Annotated in this window: 13 protein-coding genes; 8 read left to right on the top strand and 5 right to left on the bottom strand. The window is 70.8% G+C overall.

The window, feature by feature from the left end:
* Positions 1 to 135: 135 nt before the first annotated feature.
* Positions 136 to 1596, bottom strand: coding sequence for an LCP family protein (locus G9Q41_RS18435; RefSeq protein WP_165633641.1), 1461 nt, complete (start codon positions 1594 to 1596; stop codon positions 136 to 138).
* Between the two features lie 573 nt (positions 1597 to 2169).
* Between G9Q41_RS18435 and rfbB the strand changes: the two genes are divergently transcribed.
* The 3 genes from rfbB to G9Q41_RS18420 all read left to right on the top strand — a co-directional run bounded on the left by rfbB (position 2170) and on the right by G9Q41_RS18420 (position 4776).
* Positions 2170 to 3159 carry a dTDP-glucose 4,6-dehydratase gene (gene rfbB / locus G9Q41_RS18430; protein WP_165633642.1) on the top strand — a complete coding sequence of 330 codons (990 nt, stop codon included), beginning with the start codon at positions 2170 to 2172 and terminating at the stop codon, positions 3157 to 3159.
* On the top strand, positions 3156 to 4073 hold the full coding sequence (rfbD, locus tag G9Q41_RS18425) for a dTDP-4-dehydrorhamnose reductase (RefSeq protein WP_092523979.1): 918 nt from the start codon (positions 3156 to 3158) through the stop codon (positions 4071 to 4073). Before rfbB ends, rfbD begins: the two co-directional genes overlap by 4 nt.
* 370 nt (positions 4074 to 4443) lie before the next feature.
* A complete protein-coding gene (locus G9Q41_RS18420) occupies positions 4444 to 4776 on the top strand; it encodes a hypothetical protein (RefSeq protein WP_165633643.1) in 333 nt (110 codons plus the stop codon).
* A gap of 79 nt (positions 4777 to 4855) precedes the next feature.
* Here the strand turns inward: G9Q41_RS18420 and G9Q41_RS18415 are convergent, their stop codons facing one another.
* The 3 genes from G9Q41_RS18415 to G9Q41_RS22770 form a co-directional block, all read right to left on the bottom strand.
* Positions 4856 to 5332, bottom strand: coding sequence for a hypothetical protein (locus G9Q41_RS18415; protein ID WP_165633644.1), 477 nt, complete (start codon positions 5330 to 5332; stop codon positions 4856 to 4858).
* A gap of 170 nt (positions 5333 to 5502) precedes the next feature.
* On the bottom strand, positions 5503 to 6582 hold the full coding sequence (locus tag G9Q41_RS18410) for a glycosyltransferase family 1 protein (protein WP_165633645.1): 1080 nt from the start codon (positions 6580 to 6582) through the stop codon (positions 5503 to 5505).
* 136 nt (positions 6583 to 6718) lie between these two features.
* Positions 6719 to 9241, bottom strand: a complete 2523-nt coding sequence (locus G9Q41_RS22770; protein ID WP_165633646.1) for a glycosyltransferase — start codon at positions 9239 to 9241, stop codon at positions 6719 to 6721.
* 245 nt (positions 9242 to 9486) lie between these two features.
* Here G9Q41_RS22770 and G9Q41_RS18400 point away from each other — a divergent pair, with 245 nt between their 5' ends.
* From G9Q41_RS18400 to G9Q41_RS18385, 4 genes are all read left to right on the top strand, one after another.
* The gene (locus tag G9Q41_RS18400; RefSeq protein ID WP_092523971.1) at positions 9487 to 9960 is read left to right on the top strand and encodes a YbaB/EbfC family nucleoid-associated protein; all 474 of its coding nucleotides are present in this window, start codon (positions 9487 to 9489) and stop codon (positions 9958 to 9960) included.
* A 2-nt stretch (positions 9961 to 9962) separates the two neighbouring features.
* On the top strand, positions 9963 to 10295 hold the full coding sequence (locus tag G9Q41_RS18395; RefSeq protein WP_092523969.1) for a type VII secretion target: 333 nt from the start codon (positions 9963 to 9965) through the stop codon (positions 10293 to 10295).
* Between the two features lies 1 nt (position 10296).
* On the top strand, positions 10297 to 11232 hold the full coding sequence (locus tag G9Q41_RS18390) for a hypothetical protein (protein ID WP_092523968.1): 936 nt from the start codon (positions 10297 to 10299) through the stop codon (positions 11230 to 11232).
* 97 nt (positions 11233 to 11329) lie between these two features.
* Positions 11330 to 11836 (top strand): DUF6346 domain-containing protein, encoded by a 507-nt coding sequence (locus G9Q41_RS18385; RefSeq protein ID WP_347567605.1) that lies wholly within the window; start codon positions 11330 to 11332, stop codon positions 11834 to 11836.
* Positions 11837 to 11846: 10 nt separating this feature from the next.
* Here the strand turns inward: G9Q41_RS18385 and G9Q41_RS18380 are convergent, their stop codons facing one another.
* Positions 11847 to 12776 carry a glycosyltransferase family 2 protein gene (locus G9Q41_RS18380; RefSeq protein ID WP_165633648.1) on the bottom strand — a complete coding sequence of 310 codons (930 nt, stop codon included), beginning with the start codon at positions 12774 to 12776 and terminating at the stop codon, positions 11847 to 11849.
* A gap of 82 nt (positions 12777 to 12858) precedes the next feature.
* Between G9Q41_RS18380 and G9Q41_RS18375 the strand changes: the two genes are divergently transcribed.
* Positions 12859 to 13956, top strand: a complete 1098-nt coding sequence (locus tag G9Q41_RS18375; protein ID WP_165633649.1) for a glycosyltransferase family 1 protein — start codon at positions 12859 to 12861, stop codon at positions 13954 to 13956.
* The last annotated feature ends 21 nt before the right edge of the window (positions 13957 to 13977 follow it).

Below are 13977 nucleotides of genomic sequence, written 5' to 3'. Positions count from 1 at the left end.
TGTCGTCGGATGCCGAACCGGGTGCTGGCCGAGCGGACGCAGCGTTCCGGCCCGTTCGAAAAGATCGACTCGGGCCGGACACTAACGTCCGCGCTCCACGGCCTCGCGGAACTCACCCGGTTCGGGGGTGTCTGTTCAGTTCACGCAGGGGATGCCGTCGGCGGTGATCGGTCCGTCCCCGCTCTCGCTCGACGAGGAGCTCTGGGCGGGAACCGTCTGAGCGGCACCGTCGAGCTGCAGACCACCGTCCCCGCTGAAGTTCCGCGCCCCGGGACCCGCGTAGTCGTCACCCAGGTAGACCGAGATCTCCCCGGTCTCGGTGCTGCCGCCCCGTTCCACGTCGAGCCCGCCGAGATCCTCCGCGGCCAGCTCGGCCGCCTTCTTGTTGCCCGCGGAGTAGCGGACCACCGAGCTCGTCATGCTCTGCTCGGCGTTGGCGGCCTCACCGCTGTCGAAGCCGCGCTCGGCCAGGTCCTCGCGGACGCGTCCCGCGAGGCCGGAGACCCCGGAGGCGTTGTAGACGTCCACCTCGGTCGCGGAGCGCAGCTCCTCGGCCCGCTCCTGCTCGCGCTGGGCCTGCTTGCGCTTCTCCGGAGAGAGCAGGATGTTGTCCACGAACTGCTTGACCTCGGTGGGATCGGCCTGCAGTCCGGAGCTGGGGCCGGTCATCTCCACCGGGATCGTGTCGAACTTGATGTTGCCCGCGGCCATGCCCTGCATCTGCTGCGCGAACGAGGTCACGTCCCAGCCCTTGTCCAGGGTGACCGAATCCTGCATCGCGTTCATCAGGTCGGACAGCTTGGCCGGGTTGCCGAGCATGTTCGCCGAGAGCATCTTCCTGGCCAGACCGGACATGAACACCTGCTGGCGCACGATGCGGTCGAGATCGCCACGGGGGAGGCCGTGCCGCTGCCGGACGAAGGCCAGCGCGTCACCCTTGGAGATGGTCTGCTTCCCGGCGGGGAAGTCGGCTCCCGAGTTCGGGTCGTCCACCGGGTTCTTCAGGCACACCTCGACTCCGCCCACGACCTTGGTGAGCTTGTAGAAGCCGAGCAGGTTGACTTCCGCGTAGTGCTCGATGGTGAGCCCGGCGAAGTCCTCGATGGTGTCCATCAGGAACTGCTGCCCTGCGGCGGTGGATTCCCTGGCCAGCCTTTTCTCGTCGGTGACCCCCTGGGACTTGAGCTCCTCCAGCTTGGCGACCCGCTTGTTGTTCAGGGCCGAGTTCAGCTTGTTCTTGCCGAACTCGCCCATGTCGACCATGGTGTCCCTCGGGAAGGAGACGGCCCGCGCCCGGGAGCCGTCGTTGGGGATGCGCAGCAGGATCATGGTGTCGGTGAGGTGGCCGCCCGCGTCGCTGGCCCGGAGCTTGTTCAGCATTTCCTGCGGCAGCGGGTTGCCCTGCGCGTCCGTTCGGCTGTCCTGGCCGACCAGCAGGATGTCGGTGACCCCGTCCTTGGCGTCCTGGGTGTTGTCGATCGTGAGGTGGCCGCTCACGCTCGAGTTGAAGCCGCGCAGCGTCCCCCAGGCGTAGCCGGTGGAAGCCAGCACGATCACCGAGAGCAGCGCCACGCAAAGCTGGGTGACACGCAGCACTCCGCGCCCCCGGCGGGCGGGTGGCTGGGAACGGCGCCGTTCACCGGACCAGGTGTCATCGGGAGGTGGGGCAGCCCTGGCGGACTCCTGCCGTGAACCGCGCCGCTGCTCGCGCTGGCTCCCCCGCGCCCCTTCCCGGGGGCGCTGCTGGCCGGGTTGTTGCGCTCGATCCCGCTCGCCCCGTCTGCCCGGCTCGAGAGGACGCGGCCCGTTGTTCCCGCGGGCGGGCTGGTCGTGGGGCCGCCGGGAATCGGGCCTTCCGGATTGCCCGTGTGGGCCACCTGGTCGTCGCGGCCGGTTGTCCACGCCGGTTCCTCCTTGGATGCCTAACGAGCCGGGGGGATTCTCGGGAGAGACTTATCCTCTCCGGGGCAGGTTAACTCTGATCACGGAAACGCGTTGTGTGTATCAGGTAAGACAGTCTCCATTACCCTTTCAGGGGACGTGTTTCGGTTACGTTGGGTTGCGTAGCGGTCGGACTTTCCCGCGAAGCGCATGGCAGACTCCCCGGAGCTGCCGCGAAAGGTCCGTCCGGGCCGTTCGCGGAGGGAACACGGCGACAGGGAAGGCGCGATGAAGGTCCTCGTTACCGGTGGAGCCGGTTTCATCGGTTCGCACTACGTGCGGCAGCTGCTCGGTGGGCACTACCCCGCCTTCGACGGCGCCGAGGTCGTGGTGCTGGACAAGCTCACCTACGCGGGCAACGTCGCGAATCTGGCCGAGGTGGCCGAGCACCCGCGGCTGCGGGTGGTGCGGGGCGACGTCCGCGACTCCGAGCTGCTCGCCGAGCTGGTGCCGGGAACCGACGTGGTGGTGCACTTCGCCGCGGAGTCCCACGTGGATCGCTCGATCGCAGGGGCCTCCGACTTCGTGCTCACCAATGTGGTCGGCACCGACGCGCTGCTGCAGGCGGCCCTGTCCGCCGGGGTGAGCCGCTTCGTGCACGTGTCCACCGACGAGGTGTACGGCTCCATCGACGAGGGGTCGTGGTCCGAGGAGAACCCGCTGGAGCCGAACTCGCCGTACTCGGCCTCCAAGGCGAGCTCGGACCTGCTCGCGCGGGCGTACCACCGCACCCACGGTCTGCCGGTCTGCGTCACCCGGTGCTCCAACAACTACGGCCCCTATCAGCATCCCGAGAAGATGATCCCGCTGTTCGTGACCAATCTGCTCGACGGAGAGCAGGTCCCGCTCTACGGCGACGGCACGAACGTGCGGGACTGGCTGCACGTGGACGATCATTGTCGCGGTATTCAGCTGGTCGCCCAATCCGGCACGCCGGGTGAGGTGTACAACATAGGCGGGGGAACCGAACTCACCAACTCGGAGCTGACGGCCAAGCTGCTGCGGGCCACGGGCAGGGACTGGTCGATGGTCCGCCCGGTCACCGACCGCAAGGGGCACGATCGGCGCTACTCGCTCCGGCACGACAAGATCCGGGACGAGCTCGGCTACAGCCCTGCGATCGACCTGGAGGAGGGGCTGGCCGATACGGTCCGCTGGTACCGGGAGAACCGTTCCTGGTGGCAGCCGCTCAAGTTCCACGAAGGGGCCTCCGCATGACTCCACCCGCGTTGTTGATCCCGGGAGGACGTGGCCAGCTCGGCTCCGAGCTGGTCGGGCTGCGCGGCAGGAGGCGCGACGGCCTCGTGCACGCCCCGGGGTCGGGCGAGCTCGACGTCACCGACGAGGAAGCGTTGAACGACGCCGTCGACTCCTTCACGGACGCCGCGGACGACGCGGGCATGAGGCCGGTGGTGGTCAACCTCGCCGCCTACACCGCCGTCGACGCGGCCGAGTCCGACCGGGCCGCGGCCGAGCGGGTGAACACCACGGGCCCGGCCAACCTGGCCCGGATCTGCCGGAAGCGCGGGGTCCCGCTGCTGCACGTCTCGACCGACTACGTCTTCTCCGGCGACGCGACCGAGCCGTACGAGCCCGGCGACGAGGTCGGTCCGCGCAGCGTTTACGGGCGGACGAAGCTGGACGGCGAGCGGGCCGTGCTCGCCAACCACCCGCGCGCATGGGTGGTGCGCACTGCCTGGGTCTACGGCGCCGCCGGGGCGAACTTCGTCAGCGCCATGGCCCGGCTGGAGGCCGAGCGCGACACGGTCTCCGTGGCCGCGGACCAGTTCGGCTCCCCGACGTGGGCCGCCGACCTGGCCGGAGGGCTGCTCGAACTGGCCGAAACGGTGGCGCGGCGCGACGAGCCGAAGCAGCGGGTGCTGCACTGCACCAACGGTGGATCGACGAGCCGGCACGAGTTCGCCAGGGCGGTGTTCAGCGAGCTGGGGGCCGACCCCGAGCGGGTGCTGGCCGCCTCCACCGCCGACGTTCCGCGGCCCGCTCCGCGACCGGCCTTCTCGGTGCTGTCGAACCAGGAGTGGACCAGCGGCGGGCTCACCGGGCTGCGCCCGTGGCGCGCGGCGCTGAGCGCGGCCTTCGCCGCGCACGGCACCTCATGGGCGGCTCGTTGACCGGGGATTCCCGAAGTCGGGTACTCGTTCACGAGACAGCTTGTCAGACGTTGTCGTACAATGCCTGACGTGGCTGAAGGGCTATGGTGGAGGGACGAGGATGCCGAGTGCATCCGGCGGAGAAGCACTCGTTACCCCGGGGCACTGGATATCGAACCGAAGTGGACGCTCTAGGCCGCCCGCGATCCGCATCGCATCGTGCGTGATCCCGACCCCAAGTCCCGTACCGGAGCCCTCCGGATCATCGGTTATTCCACCAGTGCGGGGTGCGTGCTGACGGTGATCGTGGCGCAGCGAACTCGAGCCGGCGCAACTGCCTGGAAGACCCGGGGTGTGGAGTTGCGTGCCTACGAGGAGGGCAAGGGTGAGCATGACCGACGCTGACGACGAGGCCGTGGCCGACGAGGTGCGGACCGTACGCGCGGAGTACGCCGAGGAAGAGGCGGAGGCCGCCGAACTCGAGGCCGCGGAGAACGCTGCGGCCCTGGACGTACCGTTGTCGTTGCGCATTACCCGCGAGCTGGATGCCGAACTGCGCCGTTGGGCAGCTGCCGAGCACCTACCTACGTCGGCACTGGTGCGGCGCCTACTGTCCCAGGCGGTCCACCACCAATCCGGTGGACATGTGCTCTCGGCCACCGCTGCGGCCGAGATGGAAGCCATCGCCCGTCGGGTAGCCCGGGAAGAACTCCACGAGCAGTGACGCCCACTCATGGCGAGAGTTCGTGGGAAGTTGTCGCTCAGCGACCGCCTGCGTGAACTCCTGCTGTGATTCCTGAATCTCACGCGAGCGGCGTGCCGAGGCGCAGCACCCCGGGAAGTGCCGCGATCAGGCAGAAGCGCGTGAAGCGGCCCACCACCGCGGCGGGCAACCACGCGGCCAGCGGTGCCGAGAGCATCCCGGCAGCCAGCACGACGGCGGCGAACGGGGGAAACCCGGACACGCCGCTGAGCAGCACCACCCCCGCACCGGCCAGCGGCCGCCGCACGCACAGCTCGCGAAGTCGGTGCGGCCACTGCCAACGGGGCCCTTCCCCGTCAGCACACCGCAGCAGCCGCGGCAGCCGCACCACGCCACGTGCGGCCAGGTAGTGCACGGCCTTGCCCAGCAGCTGCCCCGCGGCCGCAGCGGGGCCCAGCGCCCACCAGGGCAGGTCGGACTGCGCGAGAGCCACGGTGACCAGGTACACCTCGGCGCTGAACACCGGAACCACGGCAGTGCCCGCGCTCATGGTGAACACGCTGAGGATCCAGAGCACCGCACCTCCGAGCGACGAAGTCCTTCCACCGGGAGACGGCGCCGGGCACCGGAAGTGCCCGCGCGCCTACCCGGGGTGATCGTATCCGCGGCTCCGCGGCTCGTGGTCCGGAGCCGCGCGAACCGCTCGACCTCGTGCGCGCGGGGCGAGCTCGGGCGATGCCGAGCGGGTCACCCAACCGCCAGGGCCAGCCGGTAGGCCCGCAGGGTGGCCTCGGCGCAGCCCCGCCACGTGAACCCGGCGGCGTGCTCCCGCGCCCGCTGCCGGGGCTCCCGCTCGGCAGCGGATCCCACGGCCCGGTGCAGCGCCGCGCGCAGCGCGGAAGCGTCACCGTGCGGGGCGAGCAGCGCGTGCCCGGCGGTGACCTCGCGCAGGGCGGGGACGTCGCTGCACACCACGGGAACGCCCGCGGCCATCGCCTCCAGCGCGGGCAGCCCGAACCCCTCGTCCCGCGAGGGCAGTACCAGAGCTTCGGCTCCGGCCACGACGCGACGCAGCACCCGTTCGGGCAGGTAGCCGGTGTGCACCGAGGTCCCCCCGCCGGGCAGCGCGCTTTCCGCTCCCGGTTGCCCGGGACCCGCCGTCACCAGCGGGGGAAGTCGCGCGTCGACGGCTTCGTCCAGCGTGGGCAGTCCCTTGCGCGGCCCCGCGTCCCCGACGAAGAGCAGGTACGCGGGAGGGATCCCGTACTCCCGGCGCAGCGCCTCGTCCGGGGGCACGGCCTCGAACCACTCGCGGTCGACCCCGAGCGGGGTGACCACGATCCGCCCGCGGTCGAGGTCGAACCGCCCGGCAACCTCCGCGGCCACGGCCTCGGTGGGGGTGCACACCACGGAGGCGCGGCGCACGGAGCGCTCGGTCAGCCGCGCCAGGAAGCTCCGGCCGCCGCCGGGAGCGGTTTTCAGGAAGTCGAGGTCGTGCACGGTCAGCACCCCGGGAACGCGTGCCGAGGGAGGCTGCACGAAGTTCGTCCCGTGCACCAGGTCCGCGCTCCGCGCCAACAGCTCGACCGGGGGAAACTCCGTCGCCGCCCAGCAGGAGTGCAGCACCCGAGCCGGGGCGGGCAAGCCGCGGGCGGCGGTTCCCTCCGGTGCGACCCGGCGCAGCGCGCGCCGGCCGCGCGCGGTCAGTCCGAGCAGCCGCGGACGGCAGTCCGGAGCGGCGCCCAGCTCCGCGGCCAGCCGTGCCGTGTAGCGCCCTATTCCGGTGCGCTGACCCAGCAGCGGGGTTCCGTCCAGCACCACGCGCATCTCACTGAAGCCTTCTGCTCGGTTCGTTGCCGCGGCGGTCACTCGGCGCGGTCGATCCGGCCGCGCAGCGGGTCGTTTCGACCTCTCCTGGATCGAAAGCACTGCGCGGGCCATCAACGCTGTGGGAGGGCATCAGTCAGCGCGATCCCCCGCCACGCAGGCGCTGCCCCGCGACCCGCCGGATCCTGCCCGCGGCTCGCCGGACCACTTCCCGCGGACCGCCCCTGCCGAGGTACTCGCGCACCAGTTCCACGTCCTGGCGCAGGGCCGCCGCCCTGCTCGGGCGGGGCGTCCTGCTCAGCGGCGCGGAACCGCGCAGCCTGTCCGGGGCGGGGCGGGGATCGCGGCAGAACTCGGTCAGCGGGGCGAGCACGGACTCCCAGGTGAACCGCTGCGCGACGACGGCCATCCGTTCCGCGCAGCGCGCGGCGAACTGCTCGTCGTAGAGCACCTTCTCCAGCGCCTCGGCCAGCTTCTCCGGATCCTCGGCGGGCACGACCACGCCGAGTTCCTCCGCGCGCACCAAGTCGGCGAAGGCGTCCCCCTCGGTGGTGACCACGGGAAGCCCGGCCCACAGGTAGTCCAGCATCCGGGTGCGGAAGGCGAAGGTGGTCTCGACGTGCTCGAAGTGGGTGGTGATCCCGCAGTCGGCGTCCAGCAGGTAGTTCTGGCGCTGCTCGTAGGGAACCCAGGTCTCGTTGAAGAAGACGTGCTCGCCGGTGAGCCCCAGCCTCCCGGAGAGCTCGCGGGCCGCCTCGGCCATGCCCATCTCGGGGACGTCGGGGTTGGGGTGGCGCATCCCGAGGAAGAACAGCCGCAGGTCGGGGTGTCGCCCCGACAGCCGGTGCACGGCGTGCAGCAGGGTGAGCGGGTCGAACCAGCTGTACACCCCGCCGGCCCAGAGCACGACCTTGTCGGTGGCGGCGATGCCCGTGCTCGCTTCCCGGATGCCGGGGCCCGAGCGCCGGGGAGGGGCGGCGGGCAGGCCGAAGGGGGCCACCGAGACCAGCGAGCGCATGGTCGGGTCGGTGTCGTAGACCGCGGGCGAGATCCGCCCCAGCGCGGCCAGGTGCCCCAGCCAGAAGTGCCGCTGCCGCTGCGAGGCGCACAGGAAGAAGTCACCGCGCAGCAGCTGCGCGTTGAGCACCTCGGTGGCGCCGCGCAGGTCCGCCGCGCGGCGCTCGTCGTCGGTGTCCCTGCCCTGCTCGAGCAGTTCCAGGTGCATCGGGTCGTAGATGTCGCAGACCACGATCGTCTCGGACTCGGCCCGCTTGAGCGAGGAGGCCACTTCCAGCACGTGCCCCTGCAGCACGACGATGTCGGCCCAGTCCACCTGGGCGGTGATCTCGCGGGGGCCGCACCGCAGGACGGGGAAGTTCCCCTCCGGGACGTCCACCCGCGAGTTGATGCTGATCAGCCGCACGTCGTGTTCCGCGGAGAGGGTTTCGGCGATGTGCCAGGCGCGGATGGCCGGCCCGGCCATCCGCTCGGTGAGCGCGTCCCCGGTGATCACCGCGATCTTGCGCGGTGACCCGAAAACGCCGTCTAGCTCGAAGGCCCGCACGAGCGCGTCGTGCGCGGCCAGGTAGCGCGGCAGGGGGTAGGCGGGTTCCATGGCCCGGCGCATCAGCGGGAGCAGGTCCACATCGGAGCGGACCCGCTCGCGCTGTTCCACCCGGCGGGAGTCCGCGAACTCCGGCAGCAGCTCCACGAACTGGTCGATCGCCAGCATCCCGGCCAGGGCCTCGCGGCTGACCGGGGCCGCGGCCTCGTCCTCGCGCGGATCGGCCGGTCTCCGGTCCAGCTCCAGCTGCTTGGGGTCCACCTCGCCGCGCGCGGTCGACCTGCGCACCGTCAGGGCCAGCGCCGCGGGAAGCGCGCGGGCCAGGGTCTCCTCCGAGGCGTTCTTGTACAGGGTGGCCAGCGCGTTGCGCTCCAGCAGGTAGTGCTCCCGGGCGGAGCTCACCGTGGCCATCGACTCGTGGTGCCGGTGGTACGACAGGCAGTCGGGCTGGTAGCGCACTCGCCAGCCACGCAGGTTGAGCCGCCACCCCAGGTCCACGTCCTCGTAGAACATGAAGAAGCGCTCGTCGAAGCCGCCCATCCGCTCGAAGAGCTCGGCCCGGACGAACAGCGCGGAGCCGGTGCCGAACAGCACGTCCCTGGGCGCGTCGTGGCTCCCGTCGTCGATCTCCCCGGCGTGGCGCTTGTAACCCATCCCGAACCAGGTGAGCCCGCCGTCGACGAAGTCGACGCGGCTGCCCTCCCAGTCGAGCACCTTCCCAGCGACGGCGCCCACGGTCGGCTCCGCCCGCAGCGTGCGGACCGCGGCGCGCGCCCACTGCGCGTCGGGCACGGCGTCGTTGTTCAGGAACGCCAGCACACTGCCGCCCGCTTCGCGCGCGCCCAGGTTGCAGCCACCCGCGAAACCGAGGTTTTCCGGGGAGTCGATCACCCGGACCCCTTCGAGCTCCGCGATGCGTCGGGAGCTCTCGTCCTCGGGGGAGTTGTTCACGCAGATCGGTTCGATCCGGTCCGCGGGGTAGTCGAGCCGGTCGCGTAAGGCTTTCAGGCAGGCGACGGTGCTGTCGGTGCCGTGGTAGTTGACGGTGATGACCGACACCGTCGGGAGGTCTGCACTGTCACGGGAATCAGCCACGTCCACAAGCTTGCCCTATCCCCGTCGATCGCCGGTGCCGGATGCGGGCACTGCTGTGGATCATCGTTGCGGCTCCTCCGGGGACTTCGGACGTGACCAGGGGCGCAGGTCCGGTTCGTTCGTTCCGTGCCGGAAGGCCGGTTCGATCTGGTTTCATGATCCGACGCGTGTTCACTTCAGTGGTCGACGGAGTCCCTCCGGTGCGGCCGCTTCGACGAGGACGAAGGAGCAGTGAGGAGGACGGCATGACCACGCCCTCGGATCCGGACGGGATGCTCGCCGGTTTTCACAAGCAGATCGAGGAAAAGATGCAGCAGGCCGAGCGGATCAGGGAGGCCGCCACGGCCGTGCGAGCCGAATCGTCCAACCGGGACGGATCGGTTCGGGTGACCGTCGATCAGAACGGCAACATGTCGGACCTGGAGCTCACCGACGGTGCGCTGCGTCGGCGTCCTGACGAGCTGTCCAGCGAGATCATGTCCACGGTTCGTTCCGCGCAGACGCAGCTGGCCGAGCGGATGCGCGAGGCCATGGAGCCGGTGCTGGGCAGCGACACCGAAACGCTCGGCTCGGTGCTGTCCGGGGTGCGGGACCGCTTTCCCGCCGATCCGGAGGAACCGGCGGAGCAGGGCTCGACGTCGAATCGTTCCGGTGCTCCGGACGATTCCGGGGAAGAGGACTTCGACGAGTTCGACTGGATGAACTCGCGCAGGAGGTGACCATGGGCAAGGACGGTTTCGGCGTGAACACCGACGAGGTGCGTGCGCACGCCAAACGTCTGCAGGGCGTGACCGACCAGATCGGAACGGCGCAGGACGCGGCGGGGCAGGTGTCGCTGAACGGCTCGGACGCCTACGGGGTGCTGTGCAGCCCCATCCTGACCCCGCTGATCGGCGCGATCGAGGTGCAGGCCATGACGGCCATCGGCACGGCCAACGCGGCGGTGGAGGCGACCGCGACCGGCTTGGAGGGTGCTGCCACGGCCTACGACGAGGTGGATCAGCAGATCTCCGAGCTCTTGCAGTCGGTCCAGGACAAGTTGGGAGAGATCTGAAGTGGCCGAGCAGAATCCGCTGGTTGAGGCCGAGCCCGATTCCCAGAAGTGGGAGGACGGGCTCATGGTCGTCGACTTCGCAGTCGACTCGGGGCGCGCTGTCGGAAACGAGGACTGGTGCGAAGCAGGCATCACGGCCACAGCTGCCGGTCTGGATCTGGCCGCGGTCGCGGCTGATCCGTTCGATGCGCTGCTGACCTCCGTTTTCGCCTGGTTCATGGAGCACGTCTCGCCGCTTCCGGAGATGCTGGACGCCTTGGCCGGCAATCACGACCAGGTGCAGGCCAACGCGCACACCTGGGCCAACATCTCGGACAAGCTGAAGCAGGCCGCCGACGACATGAAGCAGGCCGTCGACACCGACACCGCGGGCTGGAACGGTCCTGCGGGGGACTGCTACCGGATGTTCGGCTCGGGCGAGGCCAAGCTGATCGAAGGTGCCGCCGAGTCGGCCAAGACGGTGGGGTCGGCGGTGTCCGCGGCCGGAACGGCTCTGCTGATCGTGCGCACCACCGTCAGGGACATGATCGCCTCGGCCATGTCCGAATTGGTCACCTATCTCATCCGGTCCTCGGCAGCGGCGGGACTTTCGCTGGGTGCCGCCACCCCGCTGCTGATCGCCGACGGTGTGCGGATCGTCGCGAAGTGGGCCAGCAAGATTTCCAAGTGGGTGGACAAGATCGTCAGCTCGTTCCGCAAGCTCGCCGAGCTCGTTGGGAAGATCAAACCGATCCTGTCCAAGGTCGACGAGGCCTTGCAGCCCAGTTCGAAGCTCGGGCAGTCGGCCCAGAAGTGGCTCGGCGGGAACACTTCGCTGGCGGACCTGAGTCACACGCAGGAAGTGATCCGCAACACCGCAGCCATCGGTGCGACCCACGAGGACCAGGACTACACCCAGCACGTGCGCGGGAACGACGAGCACACCAGCCAGGCTTAGATCCTGGCAGTCCCGAGGAGTCGTAGCACTCGGTGGCTCTCCGAACACCTCCGCGGGGAGCCACCGTGAAGTCGTTGTGCGGAAAGTAGTGGGCGTCGTGCGTGTTGTTCGTGATGTGTTGCTGGTCCCGTTGGGACTGGTGCTGTTCCTGTCCGGGATCCTGGTGGTGCTGCCGTTCTTCGGCATGGCGGCCGCGGGAGCGGAGGTGACCTCCCACGGGACCGCGGTGGCTCAGCAGTGTCGTTTCGCGGGGCCGATCGCGGATTCGCAGGCCCCGGAACGGGGCAACGTTCTCGGTTTCGGGCACATCTGTCAGGCGCGGGTGACCTGGCGGGACGGGACCACGGAGCTGCGGGAGGTGTCCGGTTCGCAGCTGACCCCGGACGACATCGGCACCGAGGTCGCGGTGGTCGAGCGGGCGGTCGACGACTCGGCCCGCGGGAGCAGCACCCGTTCGCAGGTTTTCCGCGCCGGATACGAGGCGAACATGTGGCTGGGAGTTCCGGTGCTGCTCGTCGTCTGCGGTTTGGGGCTGGGCTGCGTCGTCTTCGGGGTGGGAGACCTGCGGCGACGCGCGAAGGCCGGGAGTTCCGGCGGCGCGTGAGCAGGGCACGTCATCTTCCGGCCCACCGCCGCCAGACGGTGCTTCGGTCCACGACGGACCGCCGGGTCGTCGCGCGGCGGTCCCGCAGGCTCGCCGGGAGGCGTGCGAGCACTTCCCCGAGCACCCGGATCCGCAGCGCGAACCGGAAGTTCGCGGCTCGCGGGAGCCGGACTCCGCGCAGTCGGCGCAGCGGCAGCGCCAGCGTGATCGCCGCGAAGCGCAGCAGCTCACGCACGACCTTCCCGGCCGGGGCGCAGCGCAGCAGCATCAGCAGCCTGTTGCGCTCGTTCCAGCGGTGGAAGCGCGTCGAGCCCGGTTCGGAGGAGGCGCCCAGCGAGTGCGCGCAGCTCGCCCCGGTGGGGACGATCCCGTGACCGGCCAGCCGCAGCCGCCAGGAAGTGTCGGTGTCCTCGTAGTAGCAGAAGAACGCGGCCGGTACGCCGCCGACCGCGCGGAGCGCGGCAGTGCGCAGCAGGGCCGCCCCGCCGCAGAACCCGAACACGCTTGCTGAATCGCTCGTGTCCGCGCCGTGACCCGTTTCGGTGAGGCGTACCCCCGCCGAGACCGCTCCGTCCGCCGTGCGCAGCAGACAGGCCGCGGCCGCTGCCCCCGGGTCGGAGTCGAGCGCGGACTCCAGCGCGTCCAGCCAGCCGGGTTCGGGGCGCGCGTCGTCGTTCAACCACGCGACGTACGGGGTCTCCACCAGGTCGAGGGCGCGCGCGAGCCCACCGGCGTAGCCCAGGTTGCGGGGCAGCCGCAGCACCTCGGGGTTCGCCGGGTGCGCGGCGAGCACCCGCGCGGTGCCGTCGTCGGAGGCGTTGTCCACGACGAGCAGCCGGTGGGACCGCTGAGCGGTCAGCGCGTCCAGGCACTCCGCGATGTGGGCGCGCCCGCGCCAGGTGACCACGACCACGGTGCTGCGCTTGTGCTCCTCGTCCACCGTGACGAGGTTATCCGCCCGTGCCCGCGGTGTGGTTGGCTTGTCCGGCAGGTTCAGCCCCGAGCTTTCCCGGAGGCCGACGGTGCCCGAACTGGTCGTGGTCGCCGAGCAGCTGCTCGCCCCCGTGCCGGGAGGAACGGGCCGCTACACCCGTGAGCTGCTGCGCGCGCTCGCGGCCACCGCCCCGCGCGGCTGGGAGGTGCGCACCGTTGTCGGCGCGGGCGGGGACGCGAGCCGGGCCGAGGTCGAGGGGGTGCGCGGGCCGCGGGTGCTGCCGCTGCCCCGCCGGGCGCTGGCCCTGGCCTGGCAGCACGGCCGCGGACCTCGGGTCGGAGGTGACTCCGTGCACGCGCCGACCCCGCTGTTCCCGCCGGTCGGTCGGGGAACCGGGCTGGTCGTGAGCGTGCACGACACCGTCCCGTGGACTCATCCCGCGACGCTCACCCCGCGCGGGGTGTCCTGGCACCGCAGGATGGTGTCCAGGGCCGCGCGGAAGGCCGACTCCCTGGTGGTGCCCACGGAGGCGGTCGCCGCGGACCTGGCCTGCAGGGTGCGGGGTCCCGCGCGGCTCGAAGTCGTTCCCGAGGGAGTGACCTCGCGGGTCGCGTCGGGAGCGGACTGCCCGGAGCTCGTGCGGCGGCTGGACCCACCGTGGCGCTTCCTGCTCGTGCTGGGCACGGTCGAACCGCGCAAGGGGCACGAGACCGTGATCAGCGCCCTCGCCGAACCGGGACTCGAGGGAGTCTCGCTGCTCGTGGTGGGCAAACCCGGCTGGGGCGGGGTCGATCCACCCGGGCTGGCCGAGCGGCACGGTCTGGAGCGGAGCCGGGTGCGCTGGTTCGACTCCGTCGACGACGCGGAGCTGGCCGCGCTGCTGCGGCGCGCGAGCGCGCTGGTCGCGCCCAGCCTGGCCGAGGGGTTCGGCCTTCCCGTGGTGGAGGCCATGGCCGCCGGGGTCCCGGTGGTGCACTCGGACGCGCCCGCGCTGGTCGAGGTCGCGGGCGGCGCGGGGGTGGCGGTGCCGCGCGGTGATCCGGGCGCGCTGGCCGCGGCCCTGCGCGAGGTGCTCGGCGATCCGCGGCGGTCGGCCGGGTTGGTCGAAGCGGGCAGGCAGCGGGCGGCGCGGTTCGACTGGCGGGACAGCGCACGCCGGATCTGGAGGCTGCACACCGGTCGGTGAGCTTCGTCCCGGATCGATTTG

This window comes from Actinopolyspora sp. BKK2 (assembly GCF_011291845.1).
Lineage (GTDB): Bacteria > Actinomycetota > Actinomycetes > Mycobacteriales > Pseudonocardiaceae > Actinopolyspora > Actinopolyspora saharensis.
Note: the sequence above shows the minus strand (reverse complement) of the source record. Positions and strands in the feature narration are given on the sequence as shown.

Excerpts from the sequence above, each read along its gene's own strand:
- rfbB (WP_165633642.1), top strand. The coding sequence starts at position 2,170 with ATGAAGGTCCTCGTTACCGGTGGAGCCGGTTTCATCGGTTCGCACTAC.
- rfbD (WP_092523979.1), top strand. The coding sequence starts at position 3,156 with ATGACTCCACCCGCGTTGTTGATCCCGGGAGGACGTGGCCAGCTCGGC.
- G9Q41_RS18420 (WP_165633643.1), top strand. The coding sequence starts at position 4,444 with ATGACCGACGCTGACGACGAGGCCGTGGCCGACGAGGTGCGGACCGTA.
- G9Q41_RS18410 (WP_165633645.1), bottom strand. The coding sequence starts at position 6,582 with ATGCGCGTGGTGCTGGACGGAACCCCGCTGCTGGGTCAGCGCACCGGA.
- G9Q41_RS18400 (WP_092523971.1), top strand. The coding sequence starts at position 9,487 with ATGACCACGCCCTCGGATCCGGACGGGATGCTCGCCGGTTTTCACAAG.
- G9Q41_RS18395 (WP_092523969.1), top strand. The coding sequence starts at position 9,963 with ATGGGCAAGGACGGTTTCGGCGTGAACACCGACGAGGTGCGTGCGCAC.